At 41.7% G+C, this 16,141-nt stretch carries 10 protein-coding genes; all 10 read left to right on the forward strand.

What is annotated here, in order from left to right:
• Positions 1-65: 65 nt before the first annotated feature.
• The 10 genes from BLS59_RS28090 to BLS59_RS28135 all read left to right on the forward strand — a co-directional run bounded on the left by BLS59_RS28090 (position 66) and on the right by BLS59_RS28135 (position 16,111).
• Positions 66-839 (forward strand): phosphatase PAP2 family protein, encoded by a 774-nt coding sequence (locus BLS59_RS28090; RefSeq protein ID WP_162842800.1) that lies wholly within the window; start codon positions 66-68, stop codon positions 837-839.
• 224 nt (positions 840-1,063) lie between these two features.
• Positions 1,064-1,660 (forward strand): sigma-70 family RNA polymerase sigma factor, encoded by a 597-nt coding sequence (locus BLS59_RS28095; protein WP_091156234.1) that lies wholly within the window; start codon positions 1,064-1,066, stop codon positions 1,658-1,660.
• 172 nt (positions 1,661-1,832) lie between these two features.
• Entirely contained in the window at positions 1,833-2,858 is a 1,026-nt protein-coding gene (locus BLS59_RS28100) for a FecR family protein (protein WP_091156237.1), read from the forward strand.
• 237 nt (positions 2,859-3,095) lie between these two features.
• Positions 3,096-6,533, forward strand: a complete 3,438-nt coding sequence (locus BLS59_RS28105) for a carboxypeptidase-like regulatory domain-containing protein (protein WP_240315364.1) — start codon at positions 3,096-3,098, stop codon at positions 6,531-6,533.
• Positions 6,534-6,535: 2 nt separating this feature from the next.
• Positions 6,536-8,245, forward strand: a complete 1,710-nt coding sequence (locus tag BLS59_RS28110; RefSeq protein ID WP_091156241.1) for a DUF4397 domain-containing protein — start codon at positions 6,536-6,538, stop codon at positions 8,243-8,245.
• A 31-nt stretch (positions 8,246-8,276) separates the two neighbouring features.
• Positions 8,277-9,449, forward strand: a complete 1,173-nt coding sequence (locus tag BLS59_RS28115) for a hypothetical protein (RefSeq protein ID WP_240315365.1) — start codon at positions 8,277-8,279, stop codon at positions 9,447-9,449.
• A 31-nt stretch (positions 9,450-9,480) separates the two neighbouring features.
• Positions 9,481-10,566, forward strand: coding sequence for a fasciclin domain-containing protein (locus tag BLS59_RS28120; protein WP_162842801.1), 1,086 nt, complete (start codon positions 9,481-9,483; stop codon positions 10,564-10,566).
• Positions 10,567-10,589: 23 nt separating this feature from the next.
• Complete coding sequence (locus tag BLS59_RS28125) at positions 10,590-11,819, forward strand: fasciclin domain-containing protein (RefSeq protein WP_091156251.1); 1,230 nt, start codon at positions 10,590-10,592, stop codon at positions 11,817-11,819.
• 36 nt (positions 11,820-11,855) lie between these two features.
• Positions 11,856-12,848 (forward strand): fasciclin domain-containing protein, encoded by a 993-nt coding sequence (locus tag BLS59_RS28130; protein WP_091156255.1) that lies wholly within the window; start codon positions 11,856-11,858, stop codon positions 12,846-12,848.
• A 20-nt stretch (positions 12,849-12,868) separates the two neighbouring features.
• Complete coding sequence (locus BLS59_RS28135) at positions 12,869-16,111, forward strand: TonB-dependent receptor (RefSeq protein WP_091156258.1); 3,243 nt, start codon at positions 12,869-12,871, stop codon at positions 16,109-16,111.
• Positions 16,112-16,141: the final 30 nt, after the last annotated feature.

Genomic DNA, 16,141 nt, shown 5'->3' on the forward strand with positions numbered 1-16,141 from the left:
CAGATTTTCTACAGAATTGATATGGTAAATTGAAAATGTAATAAACGTTTTTCAAAATGCCATTCATGTTTTTAAAAAGAATATTCATTATTTTAATGATGCTTGTTCCCGTAAGGATCATAGCACAACAGGCACCGGGTCAAGATTCTGTTACCTCAGTTCAATCGGGCCATCAATACAACAATGCTTTAATTTCTTACATCCCTCCGGTTGCCTTTATTACCTATGGTGTGCTTTCTTTTCATATTAAAGGTATCCGCCAAATTGATTATGATATACACAATGACCGGCAGGCCGATCATCCAAATTTTAAAACCAACATTGATGATATTACCCAGTTTGTACCTGCCATAATGGTATATGGGTTAAATATTGCAGGGGTAAAGGGTAAACATAACTTTGCCGACCGAACGGCATTATATGTTCTTTCTGAAGGTATTTTTGCGGGAACAACCTTTATTACCAAAAGAGCCTCCAACCGTTTAAGACCCAATGGTGCCGATCGTAATTCATTTCCATCGGGCCATACAGGGAACGCCTTTGCATCGGCAGAATTTCTTAATCAGGAATACGGTGATATTTCGCCCTGGTATAGCGTTGCCGGCTATACATTGGCTGCAACAACCGCTACTTTACGAATTTATAACAACGCACACTGGTTTAGTGATGTAGTGGCAGGTGCCGGAATTGGAATATTATCTACCAAGTTGTCTTACTTGCTGTATCCGGTAATAAAAAAACAGTTCAGCCATAAAGGACAAGATCCCGCAACCGGAGCCATTATTATGCCCACTTATCAAGATCATATGTTTGGCTTGGTGTTCGTTCAAACCTTATAAGCAGGGTTATTAACCGGGCAAATTTTAAGCCGCCGTTAAAGTTGTGTTATCGTTGTAATAACAAACAATAGGTAATTGGTTATTTCAGATGGTAGGCGAAGGACAAGGAAAATGGGGCGTTGGCTGGAGTTTTCGTGTAACTTAATTAATTAATAAGTTAATACTATGTTAATCTGTGTAGTGATTGATGCTGCTTACTTTTGCCCAAAGTTTTTTGGTCGAACATGTCAAAAGCAGATAGGGACTTACCGGATAGTATATTATTAAAGAAACATCTTCTTGGCAATGCCGATGCCTATAATATTTTATTTAAAAGGTACTACGATTCGCTTTTTAGATATACGTTGAAAAATGTCGACAATTACGAGGTAGCGGAAGAGTTGATTATGGACGTGATGCTAAGACTATGGCAAATGCGGGCAGAAATAACAATCGATACTGATCTTCGTCCTTATCTTCAGCGTTCTGTCAAAAACGCTATTTATAATCATCATCGAAAAAAAATATTAGCCACTATTTCCATAGATCAAATTATCCCTGAAATTATCCAAACCTCTGCTACTGCTGAAGATAAAGTTAAATATATCGAACTCGAAAAGCTTTATAAACAGAAACTTAACGAGCTAAGCCCTCAACGCCAGAAGGTATTCCGGATGAGCAGGGAGGAAAATATGACCTATCCTCAAATTGCTAAACATCTTGATCTTTCTGTGAACACGGTTGAGAATTATATGGTTGCCTCGCTTAGTTTTTTTCGTAAGCATCTTAAAGAGTATACTGATCAAATTGTACTCCTGGTTATTACCTTACTTTTTTTCTGATTTATCTGGCTTAGCCTATCTGCTTTGCTGCATTACCATTTTTAATATTTTAATGAATCTGCCGGCGAGTCCTGCTCTGGATGATGCAGCTATTCACAAAAGAAAATATTTTTTCATTTCAATAGGTGGTGCTCTTTCATAATGGTGTTTATATTAATGAAGCACTCATAAAATGGATTTAGAAAACAGGAATAAACATCTCATCAGGAAATACATCAACAAAAACTGCACGCCCCAGGAAATGGAGGAATTGCAGAAATTGATGAGTTTGCCAGAAGTGCAGCACCTTTTTGAGGAAGTATTATCAGAAACCTGGACAAGCCTTGAGCCCGAAAATGATATTGATCAGCCGCATCTGGATCTGCAATTAAATAAATTTTATAATAAGTTAAACAACCAGGAAATTGATAGCCAGAGGCAGGGCAAATCGGCATTTATAAGGGTTTTATACCAACGCAGATACCTTTCTTATGCGGCCATATGGGCTGTATTTGTAATTGGTTTCTTCACCTATCGCTTTTGGTCTTCATCAAAACCCGTTGCTGAACCACGGGTTGCTATGCGTGAAATGGTCAATCCTTACGGTCGCAGATCAAAAATTATATTACCTGATAGCTCCGAGGTTTTTTTAGGAGCAGGGAGTAAACTAACAGTGCCCGAAGTATTTACCGGTAACCTGCGCGAAATTTCGTTACAAGGTGAAGCTTTTTTTCAAGTGACCAAAAATCCTAAAAAGCCTTTTATTATACATACTGGAACGGTACAAACCAAAGTGTTGGGAACATCTTTTAAAATTGAAGCTTTTAAAGGCCAGCCCCTTGTGGTTGCTGTAGTTACAGGAAAGGTAAGAGTTGACAATTATACAGGCAAAAGCCATAGTTCACTTGCGGTACTTACTCCTGGTCAAAAAGTAACGTATAATCATGGACAGGCATTTGCCGGTAAGGCCGTAATTGATGATGTGAGATCATGGAAAGATGGCCGCCAGGTATTTAATGACCAAACATTAAAAAACATTACCGATGTACTTGAACGCTGGTATAATGTACATGTTCAGTATCAAAATAGTAAAAAATCGGGCGAAAGAATCAGTGTCATCTTACAGGCCGACCGGCCTTTTAATAATATTATGAATGTACTGAGTGCTACCGGGCACTTTAAATATGCCGTTAAGGGTAATACGGTAATTATCAATTAATCATAAATAACAGAAAGGTATAGGTATGTAATTATTGCTACAAACAACATTCCCCGCCAGAGGCAGGGAACGCATTTTACGAATAAACCGTGTGAATTTCGACGTCCTCCCGGTTTAAAGCGATCCGTATCCTGAAAGGATACGGGATTTAACAGATTATCGCCTTACGGCGAATACCCCGTAATGTTCAAAAATATGCAAAAAGGATTAAAACGATATCCTTCAATCAGATTTATTATGAAATGTTCTTTTATTGTTATTGCAGCCCAGCTTATTTTTATGAGCATGTTGCTGGCTAATAATGTAAAGAGTCAGGATCTTAATCAAAAAATTAACATGAGGCTGCAAAATGCCTCTGTAGCGCAGGGCCTGTCGGCCATTAGTGAGCAAAGCAGCATCAGGTTCTCTATCAGAGAACAGTCGTTACAAAGTATCAAATCTAAAATTAACCTGGTTGCTGATGGAATTACCATTAAAAAAGCAATCGAACAAATATTGATCAATACCAATTTACAGTACAAAATTGTTGATGGTTATATTGTTGTGGATAGTAAGCCAGTACCACTTGTGGTTACAGGTATTATAACCGATGAAAAAAACAAGGAAACGCTTATTGGTGTAAGTATAAGGCTCAAAACCGGAGGTGTTACCACTATGACTGATGGTAACGGCCGCTATCGTATTACCGTACCCGAAGAGGGCGGCATTTTAGTGGTTTCATATATTGGTTATCAGACAAGGGAAATTAAGGTAGATGCCGGCAGTAAAGAGATAAATATCAGCCTCAAAGCTTCTTCAACACAATTGGGCGAGGTTACGGTTCAGGCCCGGCGAAAAACCAATACTGATATTTCTGTACTTAGCGAACGGAAAAAGTCGGCCATTGTGCAGGATGCCATATCGGCCGCGCAGATAGAGCGAACGGCCAGTATCACAACAACCCAGGCGCTTCAAAGGGTATCTGGTGTTACAGTTACCGACGATAAATATGTAGCCATACGCGGCTTGGGCGACAGAAGCGTAATAGGCCAGTTGAACGGTATCCGCTTAGCCTCTTCAGATCCCGACCGAAGCGCAATCCCCCTTGATCTGGTGCCCGCATCGCTGTTAGATAATATCACCATTTTTAAAACGGTAACTCCCGATAAGCCGGCCGATGCTGCTGCGGGTATTGTGGAGCTGAAAACCAAATCGGTACCAGACAGTATGGTATTTGAAATGGTTGTGCAAACAGGCTTCAACTCCAATATTGGGATTGGCGGTCAGCACAATAGCTTTTACAATAGTGATATGGGCTTTTTGGGTAACCGTATCAACAAGAAAAATCTATCACCTGACTTTTTAAACCTGGCTAAACAATACAAAGGAGGCCTGCCACAAATACAGCGCATGATTGCTAATAGCGGTTATAGCCCCGAAGTAAAGCAAGAGGTTAACCGGATAAATGGAATAATGCAAAGCTTTGACCCTGTATTAACTACCAAATACAAACAAACACCGCTTAACCAGTTATACTCGGCCACTTTTGGCGATAGCTATACAATTTTTAAGAAACATAAACTGGGGGTAATTGCCGGCTTCAATTATTATAGCCGTACTACTGATATTTCTGGCGGAGATGTTCAGCAGTATAGTATATACCAGGGCGTAATCACCGGTAACCCGCAGGTAAGCAGTCCGCGTAATATTCCTAATTATATTACTCCTAATAGCTTGTACATGGGTAAGTATCAAACCTATAAGGAAAATACAGGCACGCAAACATTAAATTATGGTGGATTAGTGGGGTTAACGTACCGTTTTAATTCAAGGCATGAAATTAGTATGCAATATCTGGGTAGCTGGGGTGGTGAAACACAGGCAACCAACTTAAATGGTAAGTATGATTACACTGGTTTACCGGGCGATGTAAAAAGTACCATATACTCCCTTAAACAATCTTATCGCACATTAAATACTTTTAATTTACAGGGTGAGCATAAATTCCTGAAGGGTGAATATTCTCCGCGTTTGAGTTATAACGTAGCCTCATCAAAGGCGCTACAGAATGATCCGGATTACCGCTTTGTTACGCTTGCCGACTATATGCCACGCGGAGGCGGTTATTCTTCAAATCCAGTGGTTGGGTCGGTAAACACCAATCCAGGTCAAAATTATGCGAATCATTTATATGCGCTTTCATCTGGCTATGTAAACGGTTTTGGTGCTTATGGTATTATCCAGGCCGAACCCAATGGCCGCAGGTACCGTAATCTTGATGAAACCAACCATAATTACAAGGCAGATGTGAGTATTCCGTTTAAATTATTTGGTAAAAAACAGGAATTTAAAACCGGCTTTAACTACCTGAACCGCGACAGGGTATTTACCGAGAATGTTTTGTTCCTGCCAGGGTCTAATTTCTCATCATTAGGGTCATTGCCCTTATACACCGTAGAGGGTAACCTCAATAGGTTGGTAAGTTCTGATGTTATTGGCATACATTCCATGACTTCTGGCACAGGCGAAGGTGCTGCACCGATAGGAGGGTTTCTGTACAACAGCCAAAAGTCGCCCAATAATTATAAAGGCTTTTTTGAAACCAAGGCTGGCTATGCCATGCTTGATCTTAAATTGACCGAAGATCTCCGGGTAACCGGAGGGGTACGTTTTGAATCTACCAATATCCAATCGGCGGTTGATACTTCGGGTGTTTTCCTTGATCCTGCTTTAACAACTCCCGGTGCAGATGGTACCCGTATTCCCTTATCGTTAACTAATCCAAACTCTGTTTATAAAGTAGGATACAAGCCTTATTACTCCTTAAACATGACTTACAACTACAAGGAGAATATGAACTTCAGGGTTGGCTATAACACAACCCTGGCCCGGCCAGAATTACGGGAAATAACCAATGTATTTGAATTTGATGCTTTTCAGATGGGGCTTGTAGTTGGTAACCCAAATCTCATCAATCAATCTACTCAAAATCTGGATTTTCGCTGGGAGTATTTCCCTTCTCCGGGAGAGGTGATCTCTTTTTCACTTTTTGGTAAACGGATAGAAAACCAATTGTACAAGGTTTTTAGTTTACAAACAAACGGCCTGGCGGCTACTTATCCCGAGTACCCAACTATCCGGTTTGAAAATGATCCGAATACCGGTAAGGTATGGGGGCTTGAGGTAGAAATTGTGAAAGACCTTGGAAAGACATGGGACCCCCTCAACAATTTCTCCATTGGTTCTAACCTGATGCTGGCGCAAAGTGATATTAAAAAATCTCCCGAACGTTTAGCCGCTAATCGTTCTCTCGACAGGCATTCACCAAACAATAGTCCTTTGTTTGAACAGGCTCCTTATTCTGTAAATGGCTGGTTGAATTACAACAATAAAAAATCGGGTACCAGCCTCACCGGAACATTCAATATGGTAGGCGAACGCCTGGTGCAAATTAACCTTACCGGCGAACCCGACCTCTATACCCGGCCGGTTCCAGTGCTTGATTTTGTGTTCAGTCAGCGTGTAACCCGTAAAATATTGTTTAAGGGATATATGAAAAATGTGCTCAACCCGGCAGTAAAAACAGTATACGCCAATCCCGGTACTGGCGGCAAATGGTATGGTAACGAATACATTAACCGGAGCTATGAACGGGGAAGCGAGATCATGCTGGGATTTACCTATAATTTATTGTAACAATGAAAGAACTAAATAAATATTTAAGCGGCTCATTTTTTTGGATCGGCCTGCTTTTATTGCTGGTGCTTGGCTCTTGTAAAAAAACTAAACAGGACTTTAATACCGATAACCGGAATATAACCGATGTGCGTAAAAATTCATCTGTAAGGATCATTAACCTGGCCGGCTACAATCAGCTACAGGTAAATGGCGATACGCTGACCAATTATGTGGTTAGGCCATTAAATGATCCGCTTGAAAATAGTTATCCCGGTACTAAATACTTTCCCGATAACGGACGTTTGGGCACTACCTGGAGCATTCCGCAGGGTTTACTTATTAATAGCTCGGCCAGGTTATTAGTTGAAACTAAGAGTTATCAGGGCGGAGGTGCCCGTTTGGATTTACAAGTTCAGGAAGATGCGCAGCAGGCTCTTGATTACTACCTTTTACCCGGCCCGGCTTCTAATGCACTAACGGCGGGTTTGCCGGATTTTTTAAAAATACCAAGATCAATAGCCGCTGCCCCTGATCCATCACATTTTAAAATCCGGATCTTAAACCTTACAGGTAAAGTTACCGGCGACCCGAGATTAGAAGATCTGGTAACCCCATTGAGCCTCACCTGGGCCGATGGTACGCCAGTGAGCAGTGAAACCAGTAATATCCTTCCAGGGAAGTATTCCGAATATATTGAACTGCCGTATTGTACTGCTCAATTAAAAGTACTAACCACTAATGGTATACAGGTACCCGGCAACGGACAGTACATGGTGTTAAACCCCACCACTTCCACAATTGTTGGTACCAGCCTTACCTATGCGCCAATTAAAACGTTTGCGCCGGGAGGTGTTTATACCATGGTTGTTACCCCGCGCCAGTTTAATATTCCAACGGCAGGTACCACAACCGGCGAAACCACTACAGCTTATCAAAACAGTTTAAGGCTGATTAATGATATTGCCGAACCGGTAAATATTACCTATTCTCGTATGCAGGCCGTGAATGCCCTTCCGGGCATCAATGGTATAAAAATTATGGTTAATGGCAAGCCTTTAGGGGCGGCCATTGATTATACCAGCTATACGGAATATGGTACGTTCATTATTGGGCAATATACTATTCAGGCAGTTAATGCTGCGGGTACGGTATTAGCAAGCACATCATTAAAACCCGACGCAAATAGCAACTATACCCTTTGGGTTCATCCTGATGCTGGTGGCAAAACCACTATTACGGCGGTGGCTAATGATTTGAGCGGCACATTGGTTGGTAATGCAACAGATGATGCTACTTATGCACGTAATTATGATGAGTTCTCATTCACCATGCGTTTCCTGAACCTTTGTCCGGATATGCCTTATTTAACCCTCACTACTGATAATGCACAGGATTTCAATAGCGTTTACGGATTCAATACCGGCGCTGTAAATAACCTGCGGCCTGGCATCGTCCCCATAGAGTTTCCTTACATCAGGGCGGTTTATAATGCTAATCCGTACCAGATTATGGCATTCCGTTCTACCCCGGCAGTGGTACCCGGCACGTGGGCAAGTGATATTCCTGTTTTAACGGGGAAAGATCTGATAGCCAGGCCGGCGCTATATGTTAGAGGAACGCTGCCTAATCATGAGCCTGGTTTTTATACGATCGCGCTTGTAGGTAAAACCGACGCAGGTGTACCAACCGCAGAGAAAGCAAAAATGATCATTGTAAAACACAGTAAATAGCGAATTTATGTTACGATTGAGATTACAAAATATGCTGTTATATACCGCAGCTTTGCTGGTATTTGCCTCGGGCTGCAGCAAAGTAGAATATGCGAAAATAGATAGTCCGGCTTATTTACGGGTATTTAATAACCTAAACTATACGATATCCCTTGAAAATAAGGATGAACCTGTGCCTTTTTTAACCATGCTTATTGACCCGGTAATGGATGGCGACGGGATGCCGGTTAGCGCAGCTATTAAGGGCGATTTCCTGGATCAGCGTGAACCTTATGCACCGCCATACCCTTCACATGTGGGGACAAGTATATCCTATAAAAATCCGGAATATCCCGGTAAAGAAAGTGTGCTGGTTGGTCCAATTCTTAACGGGTTTGATTTAAGCAGCTGGGCGCAGATCCCCTTTGGTAAACACCGGGTTGTATTTATGTTCAGGCCTGTTAATAATACGCCTTTCTTTGATCTGGATCCTAAATTAAAGCACAATATACTTATTGATACTACACTGGCGCTTGATGCTAAGGAAGTATATACACTTCATGTATTGCAAAAGGATTTTGTTAAGAAGAAGAACGGCATCTACCTGCGGAAAGAGAATTTTCAGAATTTGTCATTATCAGATTCGCTCGTATATGTAAACTTTTATAATATGAGTGCCAAAGGATTTCAGGAGGCAAGCAGCACCCTGAAAAGTGCCTATGCAAAGTCGGGAGCATTGGGCGATGGTATAAAAGATAAGATGAATGTTTTTTATACGTTGTACAAAACCAACCTTTCGGTAAAGGCTCCCGTGCCTGGTTACACGCAAAAATTTATGGGTGGCCTTACCCGTAATACAGAGGTACCGGATGTAAATCCATATTACAGTTTTCCATTGTTTGCCGATGGCACATCAAATGGTATTGTTACCGGTATATGGCAGCACCTGGATATCATGGCGCCAGGTTTAGATCCTTCAAATAACCCATACTACACATTTGAATCGCATACAGACGGTAACTGGGCTCCCATAGATTGTATCCTTACAGGCCAGACACTTGTACCCGGAAATCAAAATAGTGCTTTGTTAACAAACATGATCGTGAACATTCCATCGGGTAAGTACAACATGCGTTCGTTTGCTACAGTAAATACCATTGAAATAGTAAATGGAAATGTTTACCTCACTACTGTACAACGAAAATACGCCCCTCCGATTTATTAATAGCGCCGATCATATCTTAAATATAATTCAAATGGATATTATAAAATCAATAAAAAATTTACTGCTGTTTATTCCTGCATTAACGTTGCTGTTACTCGGCTCCTGCAAGCATGAAGACCTGCAGATTACCAAGGAAAATGAAAATTTCAGGTTGGCGACAGATTTCATTAAAAATAATTATGAGCTCACCTTGTTTTCGGCCGCTTTAGAAAAATCAGGAATGGCAGAGCAGTTACGGGGTAAAGGTCCCTTTACGCTCCTGGTACCTAATAATACAGCCTTTAATGAAATCGGTATTCACACCGCCGCCGACTTTAATAAGATGAACACCGATAGCCTTAAAGAATTGGTGAAACGTCACATTTTAGATCAGCGACTATTGTTTAATGATGTTCCCGTAAATGGTGTTGATATTCGCTACCATACACTGGCCGGAACAGAGGTTTATGCCTCCCTGGCAAGCTACTCGCCTAACAATAATGGTTATCCGGCAAATTATCTTTATTTCAATGGGTCATCAGTTACCCGTAACAATGTTACGGTGGCCAATGGTGTAATTCATGTGCTAAATAAAGTAATGAAATATACACCGGCCAGTACGGTTCAAAGCTGGTTAGCCAAAAGCCCGCAGTATAGCATTTTTGTGAGTGGCTTAAAAAAGTTTGGCCTCTGGGATAAGCTTTCCGGAACCGGTCCCTTTACCGTTTTTGCGCCTCAAAATAAAATATTTGAAGCCAGTAACATAACAGCAGCATCAATTGCCGGTATGGATACGGCGGCATATGTTGGCGAGCGTCTTTTTGGTAGTTATATTTTAAATAATAAGCACTTCTTTATTTCTGATTTTAATGTGTTCTCAATTATCAATTTAGAGTCTGGCTATACCAAACAGCTCAATAACGATACCTGGTATATGACCATAGGATCAGTAAGGGACTATTATACAGCGGCGCTTACTTATTCTGTAAGCCTCAGAACGGCGTTTGATTACCCTTATGATAGCTACCCAGGTGCAAGCGGTCTGTTGCCGGCCTTAACAGATAACTTAACCGATAATGGCCTGGTGCATGATATTCAGGGACTATTGCTACTACCACAACAGGCTTTAAAACATTGATTTATCTAAAACAAACAATTGATATGAAATTATTAAAACTATTTGTTTTTTCCTTGCTGGTAACCGCGCTGGTATCCTGCAGGAAAGCCGAATTTATGCCCCAGCCTGAAGGGCAGGTTGTTCCGCATACTGATCTTACCCTTACTTTGAAAGAAGCGCTCGATGCATCGCCATATACGTTATTTAAAGCCGCATGGAAACGTGGCGGTATGGATAGTATTTTAAAGACAAAAGGAAACAAGGTGCCTTTTACACTGCTTGTGCCAACCGATGCCGCTTTTACAGCCGGGGGATTAACGCTGGAGGTGATCAATAAAACTTCGCCCGCTTTGCTGGACAGTATATTGCTCTATCATACGCTATTAGCAAACATAAGCCTGGAAGATATGCAGGGCAGGAAAGAAAACCTGAAAAGTAAAACGCTGCTGCCAAATGTAAACTTACAGGTTTCGGCTGCTGTATATGGAGCTACAGTTTATGACCCTTACTATTATCTTCAGTATCTTAAATTAACAGATGGCGAGCTCTTTATAAATGGTAAAACAGCCGGGAAATCAGTACCTGTACAGGCAAAGGACGGAACCCTTTGGCCAATAGATCAGATACTGCATAAGCCAACAAAAACAATTTTACAAGCATTGCGTGATGACGGACGGTTTAAGATGTACCTGGAACTGAATGAACGAAATGATGCCTTGTTTACCGAACTTACTTATGGCATTAAACCCCATGACTTTACTACCAATCTTATTCCTGATTATAATAACACGGTTGCGTTTACCTCTGTTTTTGCCATTCCCGATGATGTTTTTCATGCAGCGGGCTATCAAACGGTAGATGATGTAATGGCGTTGAATGATCGTAATCCATTGCCAACAGTTGATTTTGATACCTATTCTGTAATAGGAGGATTGGCTACGGATACCCTTATTGGTTACCACCGCTGGGGGAAGATGTTTGCTTATTATGATCCCAATTATGGCGGCGGACAGGAAGCCGCAAATAATTTCTATTCCAATGATTTAACCAATGCTGTTTTGTCGGGCTTTACGTTGGTTAATTCTGGCTATAACGGCACCTATCCACCTTATTTAATGCCATTTGATTTTGAAAAGAGTAATGGTGCTACAACAATAAAGGTAATAGGATCTAATCGTCCGGCAGCTAAAATTCTTGAATCAGATATCAATACCATTATGGGACCTATTCATGTGGTTGATCATTTTATGGTGCCCAGGGATTTCAGGTTTTAGTACCCGGATAAACGCTAACGAATTAAAAGGAAATCAATGAATAACTATAAATATATTTTACTGGCCCTGCTAACTTTTAGTATTTGCCTGTACAGCTGTAAAAAAGATAAACAGGCTACAAGCACACAGGACAACAGCAAGCTCAGCGATGTGATTGCTGATAATTTTAACCTATCTATATTCAACACAGCCCTTACTGTAAGTAATTTGAGAGCCAAAATGATGGAACAAGGCCCTTACACCGTAATCACCCCTTCTGATGATGCATTTGCCAGGGCGGGGTATGGTTCAAGCGTGGCCGTTTTGGGAGAGGTGCCCGCCAGGATATCGTCTATCATTAATTACCACATCCTTAATGGCAGGTATGAACTCAATAAACTGCCTTTTTTGTTCAATCAGGAAATTCGCTCATCAAACGGCGGGAAACTTTTTGTAACACACTGGGTAAAGGGAACCGATACCATACTTACCATTAATGGCTCAAGAGTACTGTCGCAAAATGTAATGGCTTCAAACGGCCTTATCCAGGTGGTTGACCGGATGCTGGAGCCTTTTAAATATGAACAGATCACCGATGCCATTGCTTCGGATAAAAACCTGAGCTTATTTTACCAGGCTATTCAGCGTGCAGGTTTATTGGGGGTACTTCAGGGCAAAGGACCTTTAACCGTGTTTGCCCCTAATAACGCGGCAATGATCACTTATGGTTTGCCTACCCTGGCTGCTATTAATGAAGCCAATCCATCGGTATTGGCAACCTTTTTACGCTATCATATCCTGAACGACCGCCGGTTTGTGTATGACTATATACTCAGCACGGGTACTTCTAATCAAACAGAGCAAACCATGATGGATGGAAATTCTGTACAGATACGGCTTTTACCCGATCCAAAGATACCCGGGGCTTTCAGCGGAATTCAATTGAAAGGAACGGGAAATACCGCTGTAGTGAGCCTTAGTAAACAGGACGTGCTAACCGGAAACGGCGTTTTACACACTATTGGAAGCGTACTGAAGATTACCCAGTAAATTAAATTAAGATATTAGAGATGACGTTAAATAAACTACTCCAGAAAATAATATTATTCCTGGTGCTGCTACTGCCTTGCGCAATACAGGCCCAGGAAACAAGCGGCTCGCTTAGCGGTACGGTGAAAGATGCCGCCGGACAAGCTTTACCCGGGGTTACAATAACGGCTGTTCATCAGCCATCAGGTACCAGGTACGCAGTTGCAGCAAATAAAGATGGCCACTATTATTTGTCAAACATGCGTATAGGCGGCCCATACAGTGTTGAGGCAACTATGGTTAGCATGAATCCTTCAAAAAAAGAAGATGTAACCGTACGTTTAGGTGCCGCTGAACAATTAGATTTTGTATTGACCGATAACGCTAAACAGCTTGGGGAGGTGGTTGTAAAAGCTTCCAAAAAGGGGGCACAGGCCAGTACCTACGGTGCGGGTAAAAACATCAACGCGGCACAGGTTCGTAATATGCCAAGCGTATCGCGAAGCATTACAGACATAACCCGCCTGGTGCCCCAGGCCAGTAAGGATAACAGCTTTGGCGGCAGTAACTTCCGATACAACAATGTAACCATTGATGGAGCGATTAACAACGATGCCATTGGGTTTAGTCCTTCTTTAGGCGGCCAATCGGGTACATCCGGAATGGCGGGCAGTTCTACCCGTACCAATCCCATCTCTCTTGACGCTATTGAGGATATGCAGGTTTACCTGGCACCTTATGACGTTAAGATAGGAAACTTTACCGGTGGTTCTGTAAATGCAGTAACCCGCAGCGGTACCAATGCCTTCAGTGGTTCTGTATATGGTTTTGGCCGTAATGCTGCCTTAACAGGTAACGATAGGGTGGGAACGCTTGGTAAAATGAACAGCGATTTTTATGATTACCAGACGGGTTTCCGGGTAGGCTTCCCAATCATTAAAAATAAACTTTTCTTTTTTAGCAATGAAGAGGTTACTCGCAGGCAGGACCCGGTACAACTCATGGCTGGTCAGGCAGAAACCAGTCAGATACTAAGTGTTGCCGATGCTGAGGCAATAAGCAAGGCCAGTCCATTTAATGCAGGAACAGCAGGAGCTTTTAACACCTATTCCAGGTCAACCAAGTTTTTTAACAGGCTTGATTGGAATATTGATGACAGAAACCAGTTGGCTATCCGTAATAATACCATCCTTTCCAAGGCAACCAGCATGGATCGTGATCAGCAGGATTTCAGGTTCAGCAGTATGGCTTATCTGCAGAAGAATAATCAAAGCTCTACCGTTGCCGAATTAAAAAGCAGGCTTACCAATAATCTTTCAGGCAATGTACTGGTAGGTTATACTATGGTAAATGATTCCCGCGATCCGTTGAGCGATCCAAGTCTTCCGCAGATACAAATTATGGGCCGTACCCCCGGTACCACCATTTATTTAGGTACAGATAGGGAAGCAAGTATCTTTGATATGAAGCAGCGTACACTGGAACTAACGGCTAATCTTAACTGGAATGTTGGTAAACACCGTTTTACTGTCGGCACGCATAATGAGTTGTACAATATTACCTATGGCTTTGTAAACGCCTGGAACGGGCGTGTAGATTATAATAGCATTGAAGATTATTTAAACAATAACCCTTACCGCGTACGCGGCGCCTATAACTACACTAATAATAACCGGGATTATATCCTCAATAACCCCGGCGCTAAATTTAATGTAAATATGTACAGTGTTTATTTGCAGGATGAAATAACAATTTCTGACAAATTTAAAGTGATCCCGGGTTTAAGGGCGGATATGACCGATCTGCCAGATCTGCCGGAACTGAGCGACAAAACCCGTACAGCAATGGATGATCCTTTTTTTGGAACAACATACACTTATACGCCATTAAAAAAGATCAATAATAAGTTTCTGAATAAGGTGCAGCTATCTCCACGGGTAGGATTTAGATATGACTGGTTTGGCGATCAAAGTTTGATAATTCGTGGTGGTACAGGGTTATTTACCGGTCGTATTCCTATGGCCTGGCTTGCCTATGCCTATTACAATACGGGTAACAGTTATGGTGGCTTTGATCAAAAAGCAGATCAAAAACCTTTTGTGGCCGGTAGTAATCCGCTTAAAGGAGGGGCAACCGGCATTGCAGGCTTCATCCGGGATAACGGAACAGTTACTGATAATCCGAACAGTGGTAAAACACAGGTTGATTTAATAGATAATGGCTTTGTAATGCCGCAGGTATTACGTACCAGTTTAGCTGCAGATTACACTACTACCGATCAATGGAAGTTTACTGTTGAGGCTATTTACACCAAAAATATAAAGGACGTATTGTTTCAGCAGTTAAACGTACAGGATAATCCTACTTACTATCCATATGATAAAAACCGTCAGCAGCCTATATATAGCGGCACGGTTGATCAGCGTTTTTCAAACACGTATCTGTTAAGCAATACCAGCCAGGGTTACCGCTATAGTTTAACCGGAAGTATCAGTAAAACTATTGCCAGTGTGCTACAGGCATCAGTTTCCTATACCTACGGGCAATCAAAAGATCTTTCAAACGGGGTGCGTAATTCTATGGAATCAAACTGGCAGTTGAACCAATCACTGGTACCCAATAATCCAACGCTGGCTAATAGTAATTTTGATATCAGGCACCGCATTGTAAGCAGTATTAGTTATAGTAAGGTATGGGCAAAAGCGGGTAGAAGCAATGTATCCCTGTTTTTTAGTGCCCAGTCTGGCAGTCCTTTTACTTACGGTATTGTTAATAACAGCGTACAGGGATTGCCGCAGCAGGTAAGTCTGGCTTATATCCCCCAAAGAAATGAGGCTATCAGTTTCTTCCAGGATAATGCTGCCGGTTCGGCAATAGAACAGGCTGCCGCGTTTAATAATTATATTGACAAAGACGGTTACCTGAGTAGCAGGCGCGGGCAGTTTACAGAGCGGAATAAAGGGCGTACTCCCTGGAACATACAGGCAGATCTGCACCTGTCACATGATATTTACCTTCAGGAAGATAGCAAAAGCTTTGTAACCATTACAGCCGATGTAATGAACCTCACCAACCTCATCAATAAAAGCTGGGGCATTCAATATTTCTCACCAAATACATTCAATTCTACATCAAGTGTGGGGCTTACACCTGTATTGTTTCCGCCAAAGCAAAACCCAGGAGGTTATCCGCTATATCAGTTTAACACGCCGGGTAAACCCTACAGTATTGATTATTATGGTTCCAGAACCCAGGTGCAATTGAGTTTAAGATATACCTTTTAATGAACGGGTTGAATAGAGAAAATATCCATA

Origin of the sequence: Mucilaginibacter pineti (genome assembly GCF_900101875.1) — a bacterium.
Classification (GTDB): Bacteria; Bacteroidota; Bacteroidia; order Sphingobacteriales; family Sphingobacteriaceae; genus Mucilaginibacter; species Mucilaginibacter pineti.

Excerpts from the sequence above, each read along its gene's own strand:
- BLS59_RS28090 (WP_162842800.1), top strand. The coding sequence starts at position 66 with ATGTTTTTAAAAAGAATATTCATTATTTTAATGATGCTTGTTCCCGTA.
- BLS59_RS28095 (WP_091156234.1), top strand. The coding sequence starts at position 1,064 with ATGTCAAAAGCAGATAGGGACTTACCGGATAGTATATTATTAAAGAAA.
- BLS59_RS28100 (WP_091156237.1), top strand. The coding sequence starts at position 1,833 with ATGGATTTAGAAAACAGGAATAAACATCTCATCAGGAAATACATCAAC.
- BLS59_RS28105 (WP_240315364.1), top strand. The coding sequence starts at position 3,096 with ATGAAATGTTCTTTTATTGTTATTGCAGCCCAGCTTATTTTTATGAGC.
- BLS59_RS28110 (WP_091156241.1), top strand. The coding sequence starts at position 6,536 with ATGAAAGAACTAAATAAATATTTAAGCGGCTCATTTTTTTGGATCGGC.
- BLS59_RS28115 (WP_240315365.1), top strand. The coding sequence starts at position 8,277 with ATGCTGTTATATACCGCAGCTTTGCTGGTATTTGCCTCGGGCTGCAGC.
- BLS59_RS28120 (WP_162842801.1), top strand. The coding sequence starts at position 9,481 with ATGGATATTATAAAATCAATAAAAAATTTACTGCTGTTTATTCCTGCA.
- BLS59_RS28125 (WP_091156251.1), top strand. The coding sequence starts at position 10,590 with ATGAAATTATTAAAACTATTTGTTTTTTCCTTGCTGGTAACCGCGCTG.
- BLS59_RS28130 (WP_091156255.1), top strand. The coding sequence starts at position 11,856 with ATGAATAACTATAAATATATTTTACTGGCCCTGCTAACTTTTAGTATT.
- BLS59_RS28135 (WP_091156258.1), top strand. The coding sequence starts at position 12,869 with ATGACGTTAAATAAACTACTCCAGAAAATAATATTATTCCTGGTGCTG.